Origin of the sequence: Paenibacillus sp. FSL K6-1122, from assembly GCF_037977015.1 — a bacterium.
GTDB lineage: Bacteria > Bacillota > Bacilli > Paenibacillales > Paenibacillaceae > Paenibacillus > Paenibacillus amylolyticus.
Genome location: NZ_CP150272.1, coordinates 1830893 through 1853421, shown reverse-complemented (window position 1 = coordinate 1853421; position 22529 = coordinate 1830893). Strand labels below are relative to the sequence as shown.

At 43.1% G+C, this 22529-nt stretch carries 22 protein-coding genes; 5 read left to right on the top strand and 17 right to left on the bottom strand.

Annotated elements, in window-relative coordinates; all coding sequences use genetic code 11:
• From NSQ20_RS08220 to NSQ20_RS08190, 7 genes are all read right to left on the bottom strand, one after another.
• A complete protein-coding gene (locus tag NSQ20_RS08220) occupies nucleotides 1-2502 on the bottom strand; it encodes a X2-like carbohydrate binding domain-containing protein (RefSeq protein ID WP_257468239.1) in 2502 nt (833 codons plus the stop codon).
• Nucleotides 2503-2542: 40 nt separating this feature from the next.
• Nucleotides 2543-2941 carry a MerR family transcriptional regulator gene (locus NSQ20_RS08215; protein ID WP_083684648.1) on the bottom strand — a complete coding sequence of 133 codons (399 nt, stop codon included), beginning with the start codon at nucleotides 2939-2941 and terminating at the stop codon, nucleotides 2543-2545.
• Between the two features lie 258 nt (nucleotides 2942-3199).
• The gene (locus tag NSQ20_RS08210) at nucleotides 3200-3763 is read right to left on the bottom strand and encodes a MepB family protein (RefSeq protein WP_340032244.1); all 564 of its coding nucleotides are present in this window, start codon (nucleotides 3761-3763) and stop codon (nucleotides 3200-3202) included.
• Nucleotides 3764-3834: 71 nt separating this feature from the next.
• A complete protein-coding gene (locus NSQ20_RS08205) occupies nucleotides 3835-4698 on the bottom strand; it encodes a phosphotransferase (RefSeq protein WP_340032243.1) in 864 nt (287 codons plus the stop codon).
• A 128-nt stretch (nucleotides 4699-4826) separates the two neighbouring features.
• Nucleotides 4827-5372 (bottom strand): HAD-IIIA family hydrolase, encoded by a 546-nt coding sequence (locus tag NSQ20_RS08200; RefSeq protein WP_340033009.1) that lies wholly within the window; start codon nucleotides 5370-5372, stop codon nucleotides 4827-4829.
• A gap of 284 nt (nucleotides 5373-5656) precedes the next feature.
• Complete coding sequence (locus NSQ20_RS08195) at nucleotides 5657-5944, bottom strand: hypothetical protein (RefSeq protein WP_340032242.1); 288 nt, start codon at nucleotides 5942-5944, stop codon at nucleotides 5657-5659.
• A 12-nt stretch (nucleotides 5945-5956) separates the two neighbouring features.
• Nucleotides 5957-6337: an oxidoreductase gene (locus NSQ20_RS08190; RefSeq protein ID WP_340032241.1), complete on the bottom strand. Its 381-nt coding sequence runs from the start codon at nucleotides 6335-6337 to the stop codon at nucleotides 5957-5959.
• Between the two features lie 283 nt (nucleotides 6338-6620).
• On the opposite strand from NSQ20_RS08190, the gene NSQ20_RS08185 reads away from it, so the two are divergent.
• Together NSQ20_RS08185 and NSQ20_RS08180 are read left to right on the top strand one after the other, a co-directional pair.
• Nucleotides 6621-7628, top strand: coding sequence for an ABC transporter substrate-binding protein (locus NSQ20_RS08185; RefSeq protein ID WP_340032240.1), 1008 nt, complete (start codon nucleotides 6621-6623; stop codon nucleotides 7626-7628).
• Nucleotides 7629-7739: 111 nt separating this feature from the next.
• Nucleotides 7740-9356, top strand: coding sequence for an AraC family transcriptional regulator (locus NSQ20_RS08180; protein WP_340032239.1), 1617 nt, complete (start codon nucleotides 7740-7742; stop codon nucleotides 9354-9356).
• 145 nt (nucleotides 9357-9501) lie between these two features.
• On the opposite strand, the gene NSQ20_RS08175 is transcribed toward NSQ20_RS08180, so the two are convergent.
• From NSQ20_RS08175 to NSQ20_RS08160, 4 genes are all read right to left on the bottom strand, one after another.
• On the bottom strand, nucleotides 9502-10365 hold the full coding sequence (locus NSQ20_RS08175) for a DUF4085 family protein (RefSeq protein ID WP_340032238.1): 864 nt from the start codon (nucleotides 10363-10365) through the stop codon (nucleotides 9502-9504).
• Between the two features lie 142 nt (nucleotides 10366-10507).
• Nucleotides 10508-10897, bottom strand: coding sequence for a hypothetical protein (locus tag NSQ20_RS08170; RefSeq protein ID WP_144029839.1), 390 nt, complete (start codon nucleotides 10895-10897; stop codon nucleotides 10508-10510).
• A 60-nt stretch (nucleotides 10898-10957) separates the two neighbouring features.
• Nucleotides 10958-11452 (bottom strand): NUDIX domain-containing protein, encoded by a 495-nt coding sequence (locus NSQ20_RS08165; protein ID WP_083684651.1) that lies wholly within the window; start codon nucleotides 11450-11452, stop codon nucleotides 10958-10960.
• On the bottom strand, nucleotides 11449-11847 hold the full coding sequence (locus NSQ20_RS08160) for a helix-turn-helix domain-containing protein (RefSeq protein WP_036610505.1): 399 nt from the start codon (nucleotides 11845-11847) through the stop codon (nucleotides 11449-11451). Before NSQ20_RS08160 ends, NSQ20_RS08165 begins: the two co-directional genes overlap by 4 nt.
• Nucleotides 11848-12091: 244 nt before the next feature.
• Here NSQ20_RS08160 and NSQ20_RS08155 point away from each other — a divergent pair, with 244 nt between their 5' ends.
• A complete protein-coding gene (locus NSQ20_RS08155) occupies nucleotides 12092-12679 on the top strand; it encodes an NAD(P)H oxidoreductase (protein WP_340033008.1) in 588 nt (195 codons plus the stop codon).
• Between the two features lie 129 nt (nucleotides 12680-12808).
• Here NSQ20_RS08155 and NSQ20_RS08150 read toward each other — a convergent pair whose 3' ends face one another.
• From NSQ20_RS08150 to NSQ20_RS08125, 6 genes are all read right to left on the bottom strand, one after another.
• Complete coding sequence (locus NSQ20_RS08150) at nucleotides 12809-13450, bottom strand: elongation factor G-binding protein (RefSeq protein WP_036610511.1); 642 nt, start codon at nucleotides 13448-13450, stop codon at nucleotides 12809-12811.
• A gap of 297 nt (nucleotides 13451-13747) precedes the next feature.
• Nucleotides 13748-15364: an FGGY-family carbohydrate kinase gene (locus NSQ20_RS08145; protein ID WP_340033007.1), complete on the bottom strand. Its 1617-nt coding sequence runs from the start codon at nucleotides 15362-15364 to the stop codon at nucleotides 13748-13750.
• Between the two features lie 120 nt (nucleotides 15365-15484).
• Entirely contained in the window at nucleotides 15485-15952 is a 468-nt protein-coding gene (locus NSQ20_RS08140; RefSeq protein WP_076327175.1) for a GNAT family N-acetyltransferase, read from the bottom strand.
• A gap of 42 nt (nucleotides 15953-15994) precedes the next feature.
• Nucleotides 15995-16651 carry a hypothetical protein gene (locus NSQ20_RS08135; protein WP_340032237.1) on the bottom strand — a complete coding sequence of 219 codons (657 nt, stop codon included), beginning with the start codon at nucleotides 16649-16651 and terminating at the stop codon, nucleotides 15995-15997.
• 194 nt (nucleotides 16652-16845) lie between these two features.
• A complete protein-coding gene (locus NSQ20_RS08130; protein ID WP_017689839.1) occupies nucleotides 16846-17718 on the bottom strand; it encodes a carbohydrate ABC transporter permease in 873 nt (290 codons plus the stop codon).
• 16 nt (nucleotides 17719-17734) lie between these two features.
• Complete coding sequence (locus tag NSQ20_RS08125; RefSeq protein WP_179087181.1) at nucleotides 17735-18592, bottom strand: ABC transporter permease subunit; 858 nt, start codon at nucleotides 18590-18592, stop codon at nucleotides 17735-17737.
• Nucleotides 18593-18866: 274 nt separating this feature from the next.
• Here NSQ20_RS08125 and NSQ20_RS08120 point away from each other — a divergent pair, with 274 nt between their 5' ends.
• The gene (locus NSQ20_RS08120; protein ID WP_340032236.1) at nucleotides 18867-20684 is read left to right on the top strand and encodes a histidine kinase; all 1818 of its coding nucleotides are present in this window, start codon (nucleotides 18867-18869) and stop codon (nucleotides 20682-20684) included.
• Between the two features lie 225 nt (nucleotides 20685-20909).
• On the top strand, nucleotides 20910-22520 hold the full coding sequence (locus NSQ20_RS08115; RefSeq protein ID WP_340032235.1) for a response regulator: 1611 nt from the start codon (nucleotides 20910-20912) through the stop codon (nucleotides 22518-22520).
• Nucleotides 22521-22529: the final 9 nt, after the last annotated feature.

Sequence of the window (22529 nt, the reverse complement as noted above, 5' to 3'; positions counted from 1 at the left end):
TCAACCCTTTCCTATGGCGATGGCAAGAATCGCTTTGACATCCTCATCGTCCCATTTCCCATCACCATTCATATCAAGCGCGTGCAATTGCTCCGGCGTAAGTGTAATCTTGCCTTTCATGTATTTGGTTAACAAAAGTGCATCAGCAGCAGTCACTTTACCGTCGCCATCTGCATCTCCCATGACAAACACCGTGTATTGTGCAGTATACGTTACATTAGCTGTTACTGTGGATGTACCTACTTCATGACTACTAAGCTTAGTGATGCCACCATCGCTGCTCCATCCTGCAAAATGGTACCCCTTAGCAGGCGTGACTGTAGGCACGTTTACTGGATGTCCGCCAATCTCTACCTGCTCGCTCGTGCCGTCGATTGTCCCATGCTCTCCTTGTAAGTAGCTAACCGTCACGACCTTTGGTGTAGTGTTATTAATTGTAACTACCAGCTTCTGTGTAGCCCCTGTACTAAAGGTAAAGTTCAGGTCTATTGTTCCTTCTGCTTGTTTGACCAAATACTCCTTACGGATCGTCACAGTACCCGCAACCATCTTGTAATCGCTGTCCAATACGAGCTTCTCGGCTCCATTTTCAATTCCAGTGAATTCATTCCCATTTAAGACGACTTCTGTTTCAATATCCTTGTAATCTGCAGATGAACTGTTTTTGTCAAAAGAAGCGGTTGTAGGATCGATCGTGCTGTTCATAACCGATTTCCGCAAAATAAGTCCATCCAAACCTATCACTACATCCTCGCTTCCGCTTGAGATGCTGCCGCGCAGATCAACCTTTGTCCCGCTTATTTGCTTGGTCCAAGTGATACCATCCGGTGAAGTAAGCAGGACTCCAGAGTTACCAGTAGCCTTAAATCCATTCATGTCATAATGTATACCTTGAAGCACATTATTTACCGTACTCGTTACAGTACTCCAGTTTTCCCCGTTGGAAGAAGTGATGATTTTTCCACTTGGTCCAACGGCAATAAACAAACCGTTACCGTATGCGATATCATATATATACCTTGAAGAGTCACTCGGTTGTTCCTTCCATGTAACCCCATCAGGCGATGTCACAACTGTACTCCCGCCTACGGCAACATATAAACCATTTCCATAACTAATGTCAGTAAGCGGAACTGACACTCCACTTGTTCGGCTCGTCCAAGTTTCACCATCCGGTGAAGTCATTATTTTGCCAAAAGCCCCTACAGTCACATATTGATGATCACCATATACGCTATCCAAGAGTGTCCCTTCATCTAATAATTGCTCTGTCCAAGATACTCCGTTAGATGAGGTCATAATAAGCCCAGTATTGGAGAGTCCGGAAAGTTCTTTATACCCTACGGCTATGAATTTGCCGTTACCATAGCTAACACTACTGATATAATCTCGTTTATACGGAAAAACTGCCTTTTTTCGGTTTACCCAATTTTGTCCATCTTCAGATGTGTAAATTGCACCTATCAGACTCGTCGATCCTATCATTTCATAACCAGCTGCAACAAATATGCCATTGCCATAAGTCAGGCTTTCAAGACCTGCAGCTGTTCCCCTCAACTGATCTGTCCAAGTCATTCCATTATTAGAGGTTAAGATCACACCACTGTAACCAACAGCAAAAATGAGACCATCCCTAGCAAAAACACCATTAAGATCCTTTATAGTACCTGTGGTTTGAACTGTCCAGTTCGTTCCGTTAGCTGAGGTCACAATGGTGCCTCCTCCACCGACTGCTACATATAAGTTATTAAGGTTGTCATAAGTCACTGTGTTAAACGTGACCGTGGAATTGCTGATTGCGGTTGTCCAACTGTTACCATCACTGGATGTGGCAATCAAACCACCTTGACCAACAGCTACAAATTTGTTATTGCCATAAGTTACTCCATTAAACATATAGGTATTGTTGACTGTTGCTGTGCTCCAAGTAGTTCCATCGGCAGATTGGATCACAGATCCTCTTTGCCCGACACCAACAAACTTATTCTTGCCGTAAGTAACACCCATATGATATGTACTGGTTACTGGCTGCCCCGTCCAAGTTATCCCGTCTGTGGATGTCATAACAATTCCATTGGCCCCTACTGCTACGAACTTCCCGTTGGCAAATACAACGCTAGTTATAGCGTAAGAGGTGATATTCTGTCTCTGAATTTTCCATTGAGTTTCACCGTCTACTAGGGTTACTATCAAACCACTTGATCCAACTGCGACAAATCTGCCATTACCGTAGATGATACTTGCTAGATTGGAATTCACTGCTTGTGGATGGTCCGAGACTATCCAATTCTTACTATCAGTGGAAGTGATAATTACTTGATTTCGTCCCACAGCGACAAATTTATTGTTGCCATAGGCTACAGCACTAATCGAATTAGCCGTAGGGAATGGACTCACCTGTTCCCATTCGCCAGAAACAGCTTGCGCAGAATTTTGTGTCATGAATGCCACCATTATCAAAAATGCCAGCATAATCACTAGCCCTCGTTTGAAAGATGCCATCTTTTTGCCCCCTATGCTCCCCTTCAAATCATGTTCCTCCTCATTTACATTTAAAATTTGAAACTTCACGTGAATTATAACAAACGATTCTGAACCGATTCTGAACATGCGTTTTTTGTTTTCCCAGCCGAAAATGCCAAAAAACGCCATACAATTCATAATTATGGCGCTTATATTCGTGAAGGATCGCTTTCCGTTGTGGAATCGTTGAATCCCCGTCCAGTGCCAGACTAACCATCTGTTTCAGTGTAGATACTTTCATACCCGTTGCCCTGAAACAGGACATCAGTCTCATCCAATCCAGATGTTCTTCCTCGAACATCCGATTTCTATGTTGATCCCGTTGAATGTAAGGGAGCATTCCCTCCTTCTCGTAGTAACGAATTTTATGTGCAGGACAACCCAGCTGCTCCGAAGCTTCTTTTATCGAGAAAGCCATACTGCTGACTCCACCTTTATATTCATTTTTGGATGCATTTGGCCGGTTTTTTTACATCCTAAGGCTTAATGTTCACATTAAGGCAAGCACAAATTTCAAAAAAATCAACTGAACTGACGTTCACTATTCTAACAAATGGAGGACATAACACATGCTTCAGTACTGGGAAATAACGATTAGAGGAGATATGACGAAAAGATCGGTGACAAGCTGATATTCAGAGGAGAAGAGTTTGGAGATGCTGGGCTACTTTATCACTTACTTCAATCGTTTGGTGCCATAAAGTACCCGGGCTTGATCACAGTTCAATGGTTCGGTAAAAGGTACTTCCACGAAGTATTCCAGCTGCCATTGCTGCGTTTTTAGAGCCTGTTTACTTGTTGGTTTGTCCCAAGGCGGATATACACGTATTGCGCGCTTGCCACCTTTGCCTTGATCCGATAGGATATCTCGCTGTAACAATACATGCTTCGGAAATACAAATTGCCCAAAGTGGCTGCCTGTGTGCGTACTAATGACATACACATCTGCTGGATCTGATCCATCATATGGCTGTGTCGTTCCATCCTCACTCCGCTGCCATAGGGTAACAAATTGTCCGATCTTGGTTGGCGTGGTTTTGGCGACGCGAAATCGAATGGAGAGAGCATTTATGGTGAACACATATGCACCATATTCAGCATTTTGTGTTTCTTCATGTGGTTGTGAGCATACAAAGCCACACTTGTCATAGATAAGTTCTTTACTGGCAAGTAAGTCGCCATGAAGCATCTCGGAGGTCGTCCAAGAATTCGGACGATTCAAAAACCTTTTGTTATCCAACTTGTGATATCTCTCCTGTCTTGTATAGTCTGAACTAAGGCACTTGCGATAGCTGTAAAAAGTTTGTTAGTTCAAAGTTCCTGACATAATCGCTTCCATTCATGCCAAGCCTTCAAATACTCAGGCAGATCATCAGGATGATGCTTGTTACTCAGCCCAATTCGGCAATATAGATGGACCAGAGCTTCCTCTATCAATCTGGATTTATCCATATCTACTTGCTCTAAAAGTTCGAACGTAGCAAATAATGTTTCGGTGTTGATATCATCCGGCGAAGAGCTAAAAGCATACAAGAAATCATAGAGGATAGGTCCAACCATTGGAGATGGGTCAATAACGCCGATGAGTTCATTTTGATCATATACAAAATTATGAACCCCCGTATCGCCATGTAAAAGAAACTTTTCTTCTTCCTCATGAAAAAGACGATCCACTTTGGATTGAACCAGATTATAATCATCTGTCGTTAAAACACTTCCGATATTCATCTTTGCTTCATGAATACTAATCTGATTGAATTCTTTCCATGTCCTCTGTGGGAACTCTATTCTGCCCCATGATTTCGTATCTGTAGAACGCACATATGTATTGAATAACTCTTTCACCAGACGAGTTAACCAGTCTCTCTTCAGGCCCCGGTTGAAATGGGTCGTACCTTCCATATACGTATAAATGAAATAAGTGTTATCCGGATCCGTCAACAAAACTTCAGGCAGTAACGAAGAATTCTTATACGTATCCAAAAACTTCTGGGCGATGTGAATCTGTTCGGGTTCATCTGATTTCAAAATATAGTGCTTATTCAGACTTGTACTCAACCGATAAATACGTCCAGCTGTGGTACCTGACAAACTTTGAATTTCAGATATTTCTTCGTTGATAGAATGCATCTTGAATAAGTCATTGATCTCATTAATCGTTGGATTAATTAACATATGGTTCTCCTCATAATAACTAGGATCTGAATTCATTTGGTGAACATAAGATGTGTTTGAATTCCAGTTGCACAGTGGGTTGAATTATCTTTCAAAATGGGCTCGTTCTTCTTGGTTGGAGCTAAAAATTATTCTCTGAATTCTCTTCCATGAATGATCCATTGTACGGCATCCCAAATATCCTCTGCGATATAATCAGGTTCGGTCTCCGTCCATTTGTCTCTGAATTTGGTTAGTGAAGATTCCCCCCACCCTGTTCTCACCATAATCTTGGTCGCTCCTACGGCATGGGCAGCAAGCATGTCTGTATCTCCTACATCTCCAATAACTATGCATTTGGATAAATCCAGACCGTGTTCCTCGGAGGCCTGTAATAACATTCCGGGTTTAGGCTTTCTGCAACTGCATTCTTGCTCATGCGGACATATATAGGAGTGATCGAATCCATACTCACGAAATTGCTCTTCAAAATCCTCAACACTTGCTTCTCCACGTGAGATTCGATATTGATTCGTAAAAGCCAGTACCATAATTCCTTCTCGCTTTAAATGCATAATTGCTTCTTGAGCATTGGGGTATAATCTGAAAACTCTCGGATGAATAAAATGACCTGTACCACCAATTGTTCCATCTCTGTCTATAAAAACAGCTTGTACGTTCCCCTGTGGTTTCATCAAGGTCCGTTCCCTTCTCAGAAAAATTTCAAGTCTTGTCGTTCATCTATACTTTCTCGTCAATAATATGCTTGCTACCATCTTGCTGCTTATGGTGTTGCAATTTTTTAATTTCAGTTTTCAGATAGTGTACTTCTTTGATTAATACATCCAGCTTTTGCGATGTCTTGGATGAATCTATCGCATAACGTACAATTGCAGCAAAGATAAGAACGACAATTAAACTTATAATTGAGATCACTACAGTCCAGATAAATTCAAAAATGGTGTCCAACTCCTTGCTGTCAAAATAATAAGTCATAAAACTCTTTCGAAAACCAAAACCATATCATCCCTAATATAACCATTATGGTGCCTAGTACTTTTAATATTATTTCGATATGTTTAGGGATATCACTATTAGGTGGGTTATCTTCAAACTCGTAATTCGGTTTAATTTCTCGATATCTCATCAGGACAAATATTTTGTATAGAAAATCAGGAAAGAAGTAACATGCAAAGCCCACGACAAATACGGGAGTAGATAAATAACCAAACGTACTGGTGGTCCATTCCATCTCTATTTCCTTCATCCTCCTTTTTCCTTACTGAATTCCTGCCGTACCAAAAGTATTTTCGATGGCCTGTTTATAATTTTCCCAACCAAAATAAAACGGGCCTACCTGTAGGTTCTTGTCGTTCAATATGAAATCTCTCCAGATCACAATATCCTCTTCCCTATCAATCTTTACAGAAATAAATCCACACTCTTCATCCCCACACCAAGGACACACTAAAATGGGATATCTATAATACATGGATTCATGTGATTTCTTAAGTAAAAAATAATCAATAAGAAGCCTTTGATAGAGCGATGTACCATCAATAATAATGTCAGAGAACTTCGTATTTTTATTCCCATCCTGTTCAGGATCGAACTCATTGTATCTTGAAGCTAATTTGGTTTCTAAGGTGCTAATCTTCACTACATTCCCTCCTATTTTGCCTCTTGAGCTCTCTCAGTCTTCCACTATGAGAATGTCAGCACAACGATCATTGGTTAATAGTACCATTTTATCGAGTTTAAACTAAAGGAAATATGCTTTTTTAATTCATTAACGAACCGTCTCTTGTTAAATGTACATTTAAGACATATTTCGAAAAAGGATCATTTTTACTCAAAAGTCCATTGAATTAATCCGTCCTGCTACTTAAGATAAGCAAAGCACCTAAATGAGAATAGATATCAGTAGAAGGAGTGGCAGATGAATGACATTTACTAGAAAAGGCTTTTCTATAATTAGCATGATCTTTGTGCTTATCTTCGTACTTACTGCATGCGGCGGGGGAACTGTGAAGGAAGAGGCTGGGGCGGTACAGACAGAACAAACACCGGCATCATCTGAAGATACACCTAGGGGGCCGCGTACTGTGGAGCATATCCTTGGGAAAATCGAAGTACCTGCTGAGCCTCAGCGCGTTCTTGGATTATTCGTCGAAGACGAGATGAGTGCTCTTGGTGTTAAACCAATCATGCAATACTCAAGCGGAACCTATTACCAGACCTATCTTGAGGATTATTTAAAAGATGTACCGAAGCTCGACACAGCTGCATTTAACTTTGAAGCAATCATGGCGGCGCAGCCAGATCTCATTATTCTGGGCTTCCAAGGTTGGGCAGATGGCGGTACGTATGAGAAATTGTCTAAAATTGCTCCCACCTATGTATTTACAGGTAGTGAAATTCAATACCCGCAGAACTGGAAAAAGAACTTGCTTACTGTAGCTGATCTACTCGGAAAGACAGAACGAGCACAAGACGTAATCAAAAAGCGTGAAGCAGAAACGAAGCTTGCCAAGGAGCAATTACAGGTCGCCGCTAAAGGCAAAACAGCAGCTATGATTCGCATTCATGCCAGTAAAGAAATGCGATTATATGGAGGTCCCGGAGGTCAAGTAGGCACAGCATTATATGGCGACTTTGGATTAGAGCCTGCCCCGATTGTACGCAAGTTGGCATGGGGAGAGGATATGGATATTCAAGCCATCTCGATGGAAACTATTCCACAGATCGATGCAGACTATATTTTCCTCGCTGTAGATGAAGGACGAGAAGAACAGGCTACGGAGCTTAAAGAAAGCAAGTTATGGAAGACAATCCCCGCGGTTAAACAAGGTCATGTCTATGAAGTCCGTGGTGATGTATGGATCACAAATGGTCCACTCGCTTATGAGAAGAAAATGCAAGATGTCATGAAGGCGATCATTCCTGACTAATAACCAATGACAAAGAAGAAGCTAGCTCACCTGATGGTTGACTAGCTTCTTCTTTGTCATTTAATATAATGATAATAATTCTCATTGTATGCAGGAGGAATCTGTGACTTCATGAACAATCGTACTGCGCATAGCAACTCCCCCCACCCTCCTACTGCCTTTCATTCCTATTTTTTTAGGTTTGTTGATATTGAATCCGTAACAATTAACACTACGCATCAGCTACTTCCCGACGTTAGTCTGAGTTACAGGCTGATTGTTGTATCTAAAGGTTCAGGCAGCATATATATAGACGACAATTGTTACCATGCTGTCACTGGTGATTGTTATGCAGTCTCTCCTGGCGATAAGCTTATCGTCAGTTCAGCTGTAGAAAAGAAAGACATGCATTATTTTGGTGTAACCTTTGACATCATTTCTGCTCTGCCTGACAAAGATATGCGGCATCCTTTCGCGAATAGCAAAATTACCATTGCTCCTTTTGTTCGTACACTTGCAGTGCTGCGCAAGCTAATTGCCCTGAAGCATCCTGAGAGCGAAGAAGAACAGCTGAGCTACCATTTCCGTTTCCAGAAATGGATGCATACATTACTTAAGCAAAATATAATTAAATCTGAAACCGTAACATCTTTGCAAGCGGTGGAACAGAGCGTTTTATTTTTGAAAGACCATTTTAATGAAGAGATTAGCATGAAACAATTGGCTGAACAGGCCGGGATTGGTGTCAAGCAATTTATTCATTTGTTCAAACAAATCACTGGCGTAACGCCTCATGAATATATATCAACGCTTCGTATACGCAGGGCAAAGGAACTGCTGATCGTTTCCAGACAACCGCTTGCTGAAATTGCAGAACAGGTCGGTTATCGGGACAGTTATTATTTTAACCGTCGCTTTAAGCAGATCACAGGCGTCCCGCCGCGAGTATATGTGAACACGAGACAGTACAAAATCATGTCGATGAGTTATGTATGTGCACTACTGGCACTTGGCATCAAACCGATTGGCGCACCTGCCTATCATTTGGGTTATTATGCTGGGCGTTTAGGAGTGAACATTCCAAACATTGGAGACAAATCGATCTTTTATTATGACAGAATGAAAGCTCTGAAACCGGATCTTATTATCAGTTGTGACACGCTAGACTATGAAACACAACAACAACTGGAGCATATCGCTCCCCTGGTGACAATCCCTTGGATGGATCTCCATGCCACGGAACATTTACAAGCTATTGGTGATGTGTTTGGGATGGAGAAACAAGCAAAGAGCTGGATTGACGATTACGAATTGAAGCGTGAAATGGCACACCAGCAAATCAAAAATTATGTAAGTAAGGATGAGACCGTTGGCCTGCTCCTGATTGAAGGGTCAGAAATATATGTGCTGGGAGACCGGAATGCGGGCGAGATTATGTACCGTTCCTTCGGCTTGCAACCACCGCCACTTGTTCAACATTTGCTTGTAGAGCACCCTAACCAGTATGGTAGAAAAGTAGAAGTCGAACAGCTCTGGCAATATGAAGCAGACCGGTTATTTGTCATTGTCTATGGGGCCGAAGCTGCCCTAACCTATACGCAACTGCAGCAGAACCCTGTATGGAGGCAGTTGTCCGCTGTCCGTCAAGGTAAAGTGCAAACCATTGATTCGGAAAAATGGATCTATTATGATGTTCTATCACTATCAGGACAATTGGATGACGGGATTAATATACTCGCAAAACGATGATACGTGTTATACATGCTTCAAATCGATTACAAGATACACCGGATTGTATATTTACCTTTCTCATCAGAGTCGTCACTTTTCGGTAGAATTCGTGGTGTACACTTATTTCACCAAATTGACGACTCTTGCTTAGCATTACTGTATCTTACTCCTCTTCGGCAAGAATATCAGCACAGCGAACAATCAATTCAGGCATATGCTCTCCATCAAATAGAACATGAAGCTCATATCCGTTATCGATTCGATACAGCTCTTGATACAGCCAGTAACTGCCTACAACCCCACCGTCTTGCTTGATGATTTCGGGTGCAACCAGCGTAAGTTTATTTATGTTGGTGAAGCCCCCACGAGTGTCAAAACGAATGACCACTTCATCCCCTGTCAGCAGTTCTGTTACTGTACAATCATGGTATTGAATCCGCCCATGTATTTCATCGGAAATATCCTGTGCCGTCATCACTTCTCTAAATTCTTTCGATATGCGTTCCACACGTCTCCAATTGTGCGCACTCTGTTTCTTCAATTGCTGTAGCATCTCTCTCGTGCAATATCCCAAAGTAAACACACGAATATCCGCAATTTGTTCAACGATTTCCTGTGGCAAATGTTCCGCCTTGTATTGAAAACTCGACTCCATCGATTCTTTGTACTCTTCCTTGCATCTCTTCTCATCAAAAGGAGGTCGCACATCATATTCTATAATGAGTTTCTCGATATGCGCTCGTTCTTCCGGAGGCATGTGATAAACGATCTGATCCTCTTCTGTCACTTCTTCCTCACCGAAAGCTTTGTCTAGGCGAGTGAGCACCTGTCCATCATGCTCCAGCATGAAACGTGGGTCCAAGTTATATAGCTCTCGCTCCTGCTTCACATGTGCTTTTTCCTTTCTTTTATACAGCCTTAAAAATAGATTCTCATCTGACTCGTTAGCTCCGTTATGTACTCTTAAACCAAAATGAAGATGTGTCTGCTGACAAAGCTCATACCATTCTTTTGTTAGATATTTCATATGCATCTCTCCTGCTGATTTATAGAATCTACTTTGCTATTGAAGCATAGACCTGATCTCGTTAGAAACTGCTCTATTGTTTGCATCGCTACGCCTCCAAAATCTTCAGCCCTAACGATTCCTTATATTCACAAACACTGTTCTACCCCACGGTTTGAAAAAATTTATGTTTGATCTCTTTGTCGTTTCGCGCCGCCCATTCATGCACAGCTTCTACGCCTGCGGATTCCTGACCTCGTTGAAAGTAAAAACATAGATCCATCGGTACTAACCGTTTACCATAGAGTTTGATGCCAATCCGTCTGTAATTCATATAAATACACTCAATCTGAGATGCATCATATCTCTGATGTTTCATAGAAATCACATGATCGCTTTCCAGCGTAATACTGGGTTTAGTGAAAAACAAACGCCAGAGCAGAAAAACGATATAACCGAGAATAAAGGTCAATATAACGATCAGGAAGTACTTCATAATACCATTTTCATCATAAATAATATTTCTGAAAAACATAGCTTCAATGACCAACATACATAATAGGCTCAACCATGCTCTTGGATAAATCGTCTTGTATGTGATGAGTTCCACCTCCTAATTATTCTCTTCATTAATCCGAAGCCACTCGGAAGGGGCTTTTCTGGCAAAATGCTTTTCAACAAAATCCAAAATGTTATCAATCCCAGGCAATGCCGCATTTTCTTTAGCTTCGTCAAACGTCATCCATTGGTACTCGGTATGTTCATGATTTAACCGGACAACCTGGCTTTCATCCACATATCCTACGAATACGGGAGCGGTATAGATATACTCCCCCATGGGTGAATAATATTGTTCGAATTGATTGGCAGAATACAACCGGACTTCCGTAATACCTGTTTCCTCATGAACTTCTCTGAGTGCAGCTTCCCATGCCTTCTCGCCCTTTTCTATCCCGCCGCCAACATAACACCACTCGTTATGCAACATACGACCAGCCCGCTTTAGCATCAGTACACGGTATTGATCGAGGCTTTTCTTCAACAGAACTACAGCCACGCCTTCACAACGAATAGGGACTACCTGTTTCACGTGCTCCGCACCATTCAATTTCTCGCCCCCTTCTCTTCAGAATCGAAGTCCTCCAAAACTTTAAACTTATCTCCGTGGATTTTATCCAAATGCTCTTCTCCCCAATAACACAAATGGTCCAGGGCAGGCTTGAGTCCCCAGCCGTAGTCCGTCAACTCATATTCCACTTTGGGAGGTACCTCTGAATATACCTTGCGCTGTATGATCTCATCCTTTTCAAGTCCTCTGAGCTGTGTTGTCAGCATCTTTTGCGTAATGTCCGGTATTAACCGCCGAAGCTCCGACGTGCGTTTCCGTCCGGTCATCAAATGATAAATAATCAAAGGCTTCCACTTCCCACCCATTACTTCCAAGGCCGCTTCCACGCCTACTTTATATTTTTTTGGAGCACTCGTTTCTCCATGTTCTGTCATTTTTGAACCCCTCCATAAATAGGCTATCAAGGTGAAGCATGATCTTTTTTTCTGCTATTTTTTCCATTATTCAAATCTATTTCAAGGCATTCATTTAGGGTACTTTGATGTTCCTATGGCACTTCATTCTTCCTATAGAACATCAAAGTGCGTACTTCCAGATGTTTTCATACCTGTTTATAATAGCATCAGCCACTGATTTATGGCTACAAGACTGCAATCCAGAAAGGTAGTGAAAGATAAGATGAACGTACTCGTTGTAGTATCCCACCCAAGAAAAGACTCCTTGACCTTTCAGGTAGCTCAACGTTTTGCACAGGGTCTTACCGATGCCGGTCACGGTTATGAGATATTGGATTTGCATGGGATTGGCTTCGACCCAATTCTCCGAGAGATGGATGAACCAGACTATACCCAAGAAAATCAGGTGTTCTCGCCTGAGGTTGAAACGGAGATGAAGCGGTTGAAGAAACACGATGCTGTGGCTTTTGTGTTTCCTCTCTGGTGGTGGCATCTGCCAGCCATGTTGAAAGGTTATGTGGATCGTGTCATGAACAACGGATTTGCCTACGGCGCGAACAAGCTCTCTCATCAGCAGATATTGTGGATCGCTCTTTCGGGTGTGACGGAAGAACAGATGCAGAAGCGCAACTATGGTCAATCGATCGCCAACCTGCTCAATGTGGGGATTGCCGATTACTGCGGCGTGTCCCAATCGAGGGTTGAGTACTTATATGAAACGTTGGAATCCAAGCCTGAGCATTATGAGGCACTGCTGAACCATGCACATCACTTGGGACTGAACTATGCCAACGATATTCCGACTTCATGATCGTATGAGAAAAAAGGTATGACCCGAATATGAATTCTGAAGTTTTGTGGTACGTTCAATAGCGGATTACTATACTTGAACACGGCAAAAAGGTCGCTCCGAAGAGCGACCCTGCCTGTGTGTCTTGCATTATTTTACTGTCGAGAGAAGAAACTTCTCCAGCATAGTGATATCGGTAATACTATGGTTGCAAGCTGTGTTATCCATGCATACGTACTGGGCAATGGAAGAAAAGTTATCCGGCGAATGAGCCTTGGTCTTCACGTTGAAGAATCCGAGCTCCTGATGACGATGACAGAACATGCAGTACCCCTTTTTGTTCGTAGGTGTAATCCGTCCCTCAATACCGAGGAATCTGCCTTCGTACGGGTACACGATGAACAAACGGCTCGTCGCAATGTCAGTCCATCTCAGATAGGTTGTGTGTGCGTAATCGATGGATTCGAGATCGGGCACTTTGAGCTTCTTGGCCTTTGGAAAAAGCTTCTGAATCTGCTTCGCTGATACTTGCGGATATGGAATCAGATATGATTCGAGCTGGTTCAGATACGTCTGCAATTCATGTGTCGTCTCATACGTGGATAACTGCTCCAGCAGTTGCTTCTGCTCCGAAGTGAGTTCATCGAAGATGCTCACCGCATTGGTGCCGACCGTATAACGGACGGTTTCCAATACTTTGGGATCCACAACCGAGCGTAGCGTTTTAAGCAGGAAATCAGCTTGTTTTTGAATATAATTAAATTGATGATTCTGAATAAATGGTGTTTGCATGGCGTTCAGCCCCTTATTTTTATTGGAAGAACAAATAAGGTGCAAAGCCTGCGGGATGTAACATTATGTTGATGTTGATTCCAGGGCAAACAATCTCATTTTTGTCGCGCCCTACACAAAGTCCGCCCCTATTCAGGCTTTGCGTAAGGCTTTCTAGCGAACGAGCAATCCGGCATTATCCATATTGCCACGTCATAACCCCCAATACGATAGATATATCGAAATTATAACAGGGCATCATAGTGTAGGCAACGGGCTTCGTTCCAATTTCCTCTGTTCAAGAAATATGATTACATCTCAGGCTTTTTTCCCATTTTCCACGAAATGATCTACCGCTGACTGCTCAATGGCCAGTCCTTCTGTGTAACGCTCCATGAACAAGGCAAATCCATTCACATCCGCGCTATTTGGAGAAATCTCTTGTCCTTCTGCATCAATAAACACCTTAGTAGTAAGGTACTCCGCCAAACCCTCGTGCTGCTGCTTATTAACCATGTAGGAAGCCAAAATAGCCATTCCCCATGCGCCGCCTTCACCAGCGGTAGACATGACCGACACGGGAATATTCAGTGCGGATGCGCATATTTTTTGAGCGACTAGTGGGGTTTTGAACAATCCGCCATGCGCCCAAATGTGCTCAATCGTTACGTACTCCTTCTGTGTGAGAATATCCAGCCCGAGCCTTAGTGCAGCAAATGCAGCAAACAGATGGACTCTCATAAAGTTTGCCAGATTGAAACGGCTCTCTGGAGAACGTACAAACAACGGACGACCTTTTGCAATTCCTGTAATATTCTCGCCTGAATAGTAGCCATAGCTCAGTAAGCCACCGCCATCAGCGTCAGCTTTCAGTGCTTCATTGAACAACACACTGAATAACTGGTTCATATCGGGTTTCTGTCCCATCGCCTCATAAAACTCACGGAACAAGTCGACCCAGGCATTAATATCGCTGGAGCAGTTATTAGCAAGAACCATAGCCACAGGATTGCCATCAGGTGTAGTCACGATGTCAATCTCAGGGTATACCGTAGATAGCTTTTTATCTAATACAATCATGGCAAAAATCGATGTACCTACGGAAATGTTACCCGTACGTTTTTGGACGCTATTTGTAGCGACCATCCCTGTTCCAGCATCGCCTTCCGGAGGACACAGTGGAATAGTGGATTCCAAGTTACCTGAGGGATCTAACAGTCGGGCACCAGCTTCACTAAGATATCCGGCATGTTCACCTGCAGTGTACACTTTAGGTAAAATATCTTTAAGATTCCACGTGTAGCCTTTGTCGGCAATTATATCGTCAAACTTCTTCAACATATCTTCATGGTATTCCAGTGTGGATTCATCAATTGGGAACATACCTGAGGCATCCCCTATACCAATAGCTTTACTGCCAGTTAACAGCCGATGTATGTAACCCGATAACGTCGTAATATAATTGATGTTCGTAACATGCTCTTCTCCGTTCAAAATCGCTTGATACAAATGTGCGATGCTCCAGCGCTCTGGAATTTTAAACTGGAATTTCTCGGTTAGCTCTGATGCAGCCTTCCCCGTTGTGGCATTACGCCATGTACGAAACGGAACCAATAACTCCCCATTTTGATCAAGTGCAATATAACCCTGCATCATAGCAGAACATCCGATTGAGCCAATTTTTTGTATCGTTACACCATAATTTTTTTCAATCTCTTGCTTTAATTGATGATAAGTTTGTTGCAACCCATGAATCATTTCATCGATATGGTAAGTCCAGTAACCGCCAATCAATTGATTTTCCCACTCATAACTGCTTGAACAGATGGTATTAAAATGGTGATCCATGAGTACAGCTTTGATTCGTGTGGATCCAAATTCAATGCCTAGCGAAGTTTCTCCCCTGACTATTGCTTGTTTCAAGTTTTGATCCATCATCGTATTCATCCTCTCTCAATTTGGAATTCGCCCGATTCGGAAATAGGTGATTTGAATAGCCCAAATCAAGGTGTAAATTTCATGAAGAAAGAGCAGGATTGAAGCTGTAACGGACAATTACAAAGTTAATACCGCCTGCACTTCACCACATGCCAACATTTCACCTGTTTGAATAAAACCAAGAGAGTCATAAATTTTCTTCGCAACTACATTTTCAGGTTTGTAGGTGAGTTCTACAACTTTGGCTTTTCCACGTGGAAATGTCCTCGCATACTCAATTGCTTTTACTACCATTTCTTTACCATATCCCTTACCTTGGTATCGCTGGTCAATCATCATCTTGAAGATGCCATAACTGCTATATTCAAAATTGCCATCCCCGTCATCATAGTACATCGAAATAAAACCTACCATATTGTCTTCCTTATAGACTGCAAAAGTAATAATAATCTGCCCCTCATCTGAGGCAACGTACGCTTCAGCAAGTGCATGTTGGTTCGAGGATATGAATCTTTGTTGGTCTGGAGTGACTTTAAGTTCAATACATTCGATAAAATTATCCCAAGTTATTCCTCTAAATTCCATTTTGAATTCCCTCCCGCACTCATCATCATTACTATTTTCATTCTATTTTGTTGCACTAATATAGCTCAATTTAAAAATACGATCATACATATATGTGTAAGAATCGTAATACTCAAGCGCCTTTTTTCTCTCTTCGTGGAAAGACTTTAATCTTTCCTTGTCCCCGGTATGAACATAGGCTATTAACTCAATACTTGCTTTTTTATATGCCTCCACACTATAACCCGCATCAGAAAAATCAAAGGAATTATAGTCTTGTACTGGAGTAAATACCTCTGGACGGATCCAGCCCTTAGATTCGGCTTCCTTTATTAACTGCTGTAATCTGGAAATGTCAACTTGCTCTTCTAATATTACTTTACTAAGAACATCAACCACTTCTTGCTCGATCTTGTTGAATTTGCTTGTGAATTCATGATTGGAAAGATGCATCTCTATTAAATTTTTGGTGTAATGAGAATAGCTATTCACTAGATTAAGCTTGGAGTTCTTATACTCTACCGCAAATCTTGCATCACGAAGAACACTGGCCGGGATATAAGCATGATTTTCAATTATTTTGACTTCTGTCCCTGCCCTGGTCTTTAGTTCTTTTCCATTCAAAAATATACTTATCTTCTGTGGTGCGCTTGTCGCTGCAAAAGCAAGAGAAGCGCTTACTAACGACAAAGCAAGAGTAACGATTATCATTTTTTTCACTTCGTACACACCCTCTGATATGAATAATAAAGATAACTTTCAATCAGCTATCATCGTACCATTTTATTCAAATAAAGGTAATACACTACATATGTGCAACGTTCTTTATCCATACACCAAAAAGAAGCCACCTCCCTGGCCTTCCCCAGTTCAGTGACTCCTTTTTCAAACCCTATCCTAACCCCTACATTCAACTACTCCTTAACAGCACCAACCACGATCCCGGTAACAAAATAACGTTGCAGGAACGGATACACAAGCAGGATCGGCAGCGCGCTGATAAAGATCTGCGAAGCCCGAATGGTCCGTTGGGACAGGTTCTTCACCGCTTCTGGATCAAGCTTCGACATATCGGCCTGCACGATGATCGTCTGCATGAATGTCGCGAGTGGCAGCTTCTCCGCATCACGGATGTAGATGATTCCGTCAAAGTATGCGTTCCAATGCCCAACCATCATGAAGAGCGAAACCGTTGCAATAACGGGTACCGAGACAGGCAGATAGATTTTGATAAACGTTTTAAAGTGCCCTGCGCCATCGATAAATGCAGCTTCTTCCAGATCCTTCGGAACGGTACGGAAGAAATTCAGCAGCAAGATAATGTTAAACACCGCAACCAATCCTGGCAGGATCAAGGCCAGCAATGTATTCATCAGTCCCAGCTTCAGAATCAGGATGTACCCCGGAATGAGGCCACCGCTGAACAGCATCGTGATGACAAAATACCATAGATAGATGTTACGTGCGCGGAACACCCGCGTCTCTTTGGAAAGTGCATAGGCTGCAATCGTATTAACGATTAACGCAAGTCCAGTACCAAGTACCGTCCGCTCCACAGATACCCATAAGGAAGAGAGGAAGTTGGTATTGGCAAACGTCTTGGCATACGCCTCCAGTGTAAATCCAATTGGCCAGAACGTTACGAGACCAGCATTTGCAGGTGCAGATGCGCTAAGTGATACCATGAGCAAGTGATACAAAGGCAGCAAGCAGAGCAGTGAAAGGATGGTCAATAACACATTGTTGAATATGCTGAATATGCGGTAAGGCATCGTTTTATGGTACATTCGTTTGTCATCCTTTCTAGAAAATTCGATATCCGGCGAATCGGTAAGCCAGTCGGTACGAGATCACAATCAGGATCAGGCTGATGACCGATTTGAACAGATTCACAGCGGTAGCGAAACTGAACTGTCCACTAAGCAGACCTTCTCTATACACAAACGTATCGATAATATCTCCTTGTTGGTAAATCAACGGACTATATAAGTTAAAGATCTGGTCAAAGTTGGCGTTAAGCACATTACCCAGTGCCAAAGTTGCGATTACGATCCCAATGGGAATCAGTGCCGGGATGGTAATATACATCGTTTGCTTCCAGCGTCCTGCCCCATCTACTTCAGCTGCTTCATAAAGTGCAGGGTTAATGCCAGACAGTGCCGCGAGGAAGATGATTGTGTTGAATCCAAACTCTTTCCAGACATCACTCGCAATAATTGTGAATCGGAACCAGCTGCCATCCCCCAGGAAGAAGATCGGTTTGATGCCGAATACCGAAACCAGGAACTGATTGACAATACCCGTCTGGGCCAGAATGTCGATCAGAATGCCTGATAGCGTAACCCAGGACAGAAAGTGAGGAAGATACACGAGCGTTTGAATCGTTCTTTTCAGCGCCATCTTCCGTACCTCATTAAGTAATAAGGCGAATACAAACGGAATAATCAGGTTCATGACAATCTTGGAACAGGCAAAGAACAACGTGTTCCACGTAATTTGCAGGAAATAATCATTTTCCCACATGTACCTGAAGTGTTTCAGTCCTACCCATTCGGAATTGAAAAATCCCAGTGCAGGTTTATAATCTTGAAATGCCATCAAAATCCCGGACATCGGAATGTATGAAAATATAAAGACCATAATGGCCGCCGGCAACACCATAAAGTGCAGAATCCATGGCTGTTTGTAGCGTTTTTTTCTCTTTTTATCCAGCTTGTTCCCAACGTTTGCCTGCGGGATCCGCTTACCCTCCAATTTAGCCTCCATAGCGCTTCTCCTGTTCCCAAAAAAAGTTTTTGTGTGTGATCGGGTTCTCTGATATAAATAGTATCAAGCCATTCTGAGGTCTGCTATATAACATTGTTAGGCTTGATAGTGTTTTGTTAGGGTATCATCAGAAGAGGTTGTTTACACACGAATTAGAAGGAGACTTTTCATGCATATATGGAAGCGCTTAATGCCTTTTCAAGGTAAAACCAGATCCCCATTCAGTCTTTTTGCCAAAATAAACTTGTTAATTGTGGTCTTGTTCATCCCCATTCTAATCATGTACACCTACTCGAATAACGTCACCTATGATGTCGTCAGCAAAGAACTGCAGATCTCCAACACAAAACAGCTCACGTTTCTGTCCAGTCAGATCGACTCCCGCATCAACCAGATGATGGATTTCAGCCTGATTCTCTCCCGAGATCCCAATGTCAGAGCATTCAACGGCCTCAATATGTGGGATGATCGGTATGACCGGATGCAGACCCGTTATGTGATACAAGAGAAAATGACGCTGCAAACCGGCGTTACGGATATATGGCCCACCCGATATGCGGTGTATTCACAGCAGAATAAGGATGTCATAGCCAACTACAACCAAACGACAGGATATGATGAAGAGTATTTGAAAAAAAATATGAGTGGACGTTGGACCTATGGGGATCAGGGTACCGCATCACAGGACGAACTGAACTCCTTCTATTGGTTCTATACGGATTCATTGGCACAGCCGGGGATGCTCACGGGAAGTAACCTGGTGATTGAAGCCAGCTTCAGCTACGAGAACATTCAAAATATGCTGGATACGTATAAAGCGGGCGGACAAGGCGATCCTTTCTTGTATCACAAAGGAAATTCACCCATTCTGAATCGCAGCGCGGACAAGCAATTATCCGCAGAACTCATTCAGTATCTGGACACGCATTCTCCGGAAGATACCACACAGGATGTCGTAGAGCTGAACGGTAGGAACTATCTGGTTAGTTCCGTGAAGTCCACTTATCTGGATTGGCATCTGGTTGATGTGATTCCACTGTATCAGATTTTGAAACCCATCTCGCTGAGTCAGAATCTGTTCTACACCTGTATGATTTTGCTGCTGGTGGTGGGTATCTCTGCTTCAATCCTGCTGTACCGAAATGTTCAATATCCGATCAAAAAGCTGATTAAAGGCTTACGTCGTGTAGAGCAAGGAGACTATTCTGTCCGACTGCATAGCAAAAACCAGAATGAGTTCTCATTCCTGTTCCGCCGATTCAACGATATGTCCCATCAGATTCAAGATCTGATCGAAAATGTATTCCATGAGAAAATTAGAGCCAGAGAAGCTACGCTGAAGCAATTACAGGCGCAGATCAATCCGCATTTCCTATATAATTGTCTTGGTTATATCATCAACATGGCCCAGATGAAGGACGAGCAAGCCGTCGTCTCCATGGCACATAACCTAAGTGCGTATTATCGCTATACCACCCGTATGGAACGGGAGACATCGTCACTACAAGAAGAGATCAAGCTGCTGATCAACTATCTGGATATCCAGAAGCTGCGCAATGGTCGCATTGAGTATCACATCGATATCCCTGAGGATATGCTTGCCCAGTCGGTACCGCGATTAATGCTTCAGCCGATGGTCGAGAATTCCGTGATTCACGGTGTGGCGAAGTCCTATTCATCCGGGGAAATTCGAATTACCGGGGAGCGCTTGAATGGTTTTGGCAGAATATACATCGACGACGACGGCCCAGGCTTAAGCCCGGAACAGTACGAAGCGCTGAACTTGAAGATGCAGGAACCTTTACAAGAAGAAATGGGCTGCGGCCTTTGGAATACGCACCAACGAATCACGCACCTGTTCGGCAGTCACTCCTACCTCCTATTTGGCCCATCCCCACTTGGCGGATTCCGAACCGAAATCATCTGGGAGTTACCGAAAGAGGACGCCGATTCCGATAAAGGTAATACCGATACGAATTTAAGTTAATACAAACAATAAATTGACGATTTAATTTTGAACAAGATCACGTACACGATAACGCAGAGGGCAGAAAAAACCTGAAGAAACGAAGTGTTCGCCTTTCAAGCACCATTTTAACCTTATATCAATTAAGTCAGAAAATGGGGCTTGAACTGCGATCGGAAGGTTGTTCTGTCATCGAAGTGGCAAGTGTAAATATGCCTTAGTTCAACCACCAAGGGAGACATTATAATGCAAATGATGATCGTAGACGATGAAGCACATTGGGTCGATAACCTGTCCATGACCAAGCCCTGGCACACGCTGGGGATCGAACATGTGCATAAAGCATACTCAGCACACGAAGCACTACAAATGATCGACACTCACCCCATCGATATCGTGATCTCAGACATTCAGATGCCTGAAATGACAGGTATTGAACTGATCGAACGCATTCGCATCCGTGACAAAAAAATAAAATGCATCCTGTTATCCGGGTATTCCGAATTTGATTACGCCAAAAAAGCCATCCAGTTCGAGGCCGTGGACTATCTGCTCAAGCCCCCAACTGACGATGAATTAATGGGTGCTGTTCAGAAGGCCATCGATCAATTGAACAACGAATGGGAAATTGTCAGTTCACTGACACGAACGCAGTTTACGTTGCGAGAGAATCTCCCCCATTTGCGGGGACGACTGCTCCTAGGCGCTTTACAGGGACAACGAATCGCCTCTGCCGAATGGGATCGGAAGCTCGCCAATTACAATCTGCCCTTTCATACCGGGGATGCCGCATTAATGTTGGTTCGTTTGGAAGAAGAATTCGGACACTATGACAGCAATGATCAGACCCTGATCGAATATGCGATCATCAATATGGCGGAAGAGATTATGGGTGAGTTTATGGAAGTGTGGGGCGTCAAGGAGGAGCACGGATATCTCGTGTTCTTACTTCAGTTTAAAGATCGGAAAGGCGATATTGGGAAAGAAACCATGCTGGAGAAGCTGTCCATTCAGCTTCAATCCAAAGTAAAACAATTTCTGAAAGGCTCCCTCTCCATCGTTATCACCGAGTGGTTCACCTTTCCGGATCAGCTTTACGATCGTTTCCGTCAGGCCTCGGCCTATTTCCGGCAGATCGTTGGAGACGAACGCGAATTTGTCATGCGTGTCAGCGATGTCGAGACCCCTGCGGCGCAAGGTCCCTTGGATGTGTTGTACACCCCGCCCACCTTTATTAGTTTGCTAGAGAGCGGACAGTGGGATGCCGCCGAAGAGAAAATACGCGCGGTCTGCGCTGAGCTGGATGAGAAATGGTCGGAATCATGGGAGCATTGCATGGAGGCTGGTTTTCTTATTACGGCTTCGTTCACCAATATTGCCCACCGGAACAAGCTGACTCTGACCACTTTAATGGGAAATGATGTCGAGGATTTGCAAAGTGGAGAAGTTTTCGCTACCATCAGCAAACTTCGGAAATGGTCGCTCAGTGTGCTGGGCAAACTCAAAGAAGGCACGTCCAACGAGATCAAGGACATCCGTTCCGAGTATGTGAAGAAGATTCAGGATTTTACAGATAAGAACCTGCATCTGGATGTGTCTTTGCGTGTGCTCGCTGACCATGTCAATCTGCACCCGACCCATTTGTCCAAGATCTATAAGATCGAAACGGGCGAAGGCATCAGTGATTATATCTCGCGCCTGCGCATGGATCGGGCCTGTCACAAGCTGGTCACGACCACCAAAAAAGTATATGAAATCAGCATGGAGATTGGCTATATGGACCCGGCTTATTTTATCAAAGTGTTCAAGCGTCAATTCGGCGTTACGCCGCAGGAATATAGAGACCAGCATAAATAACATGACAGA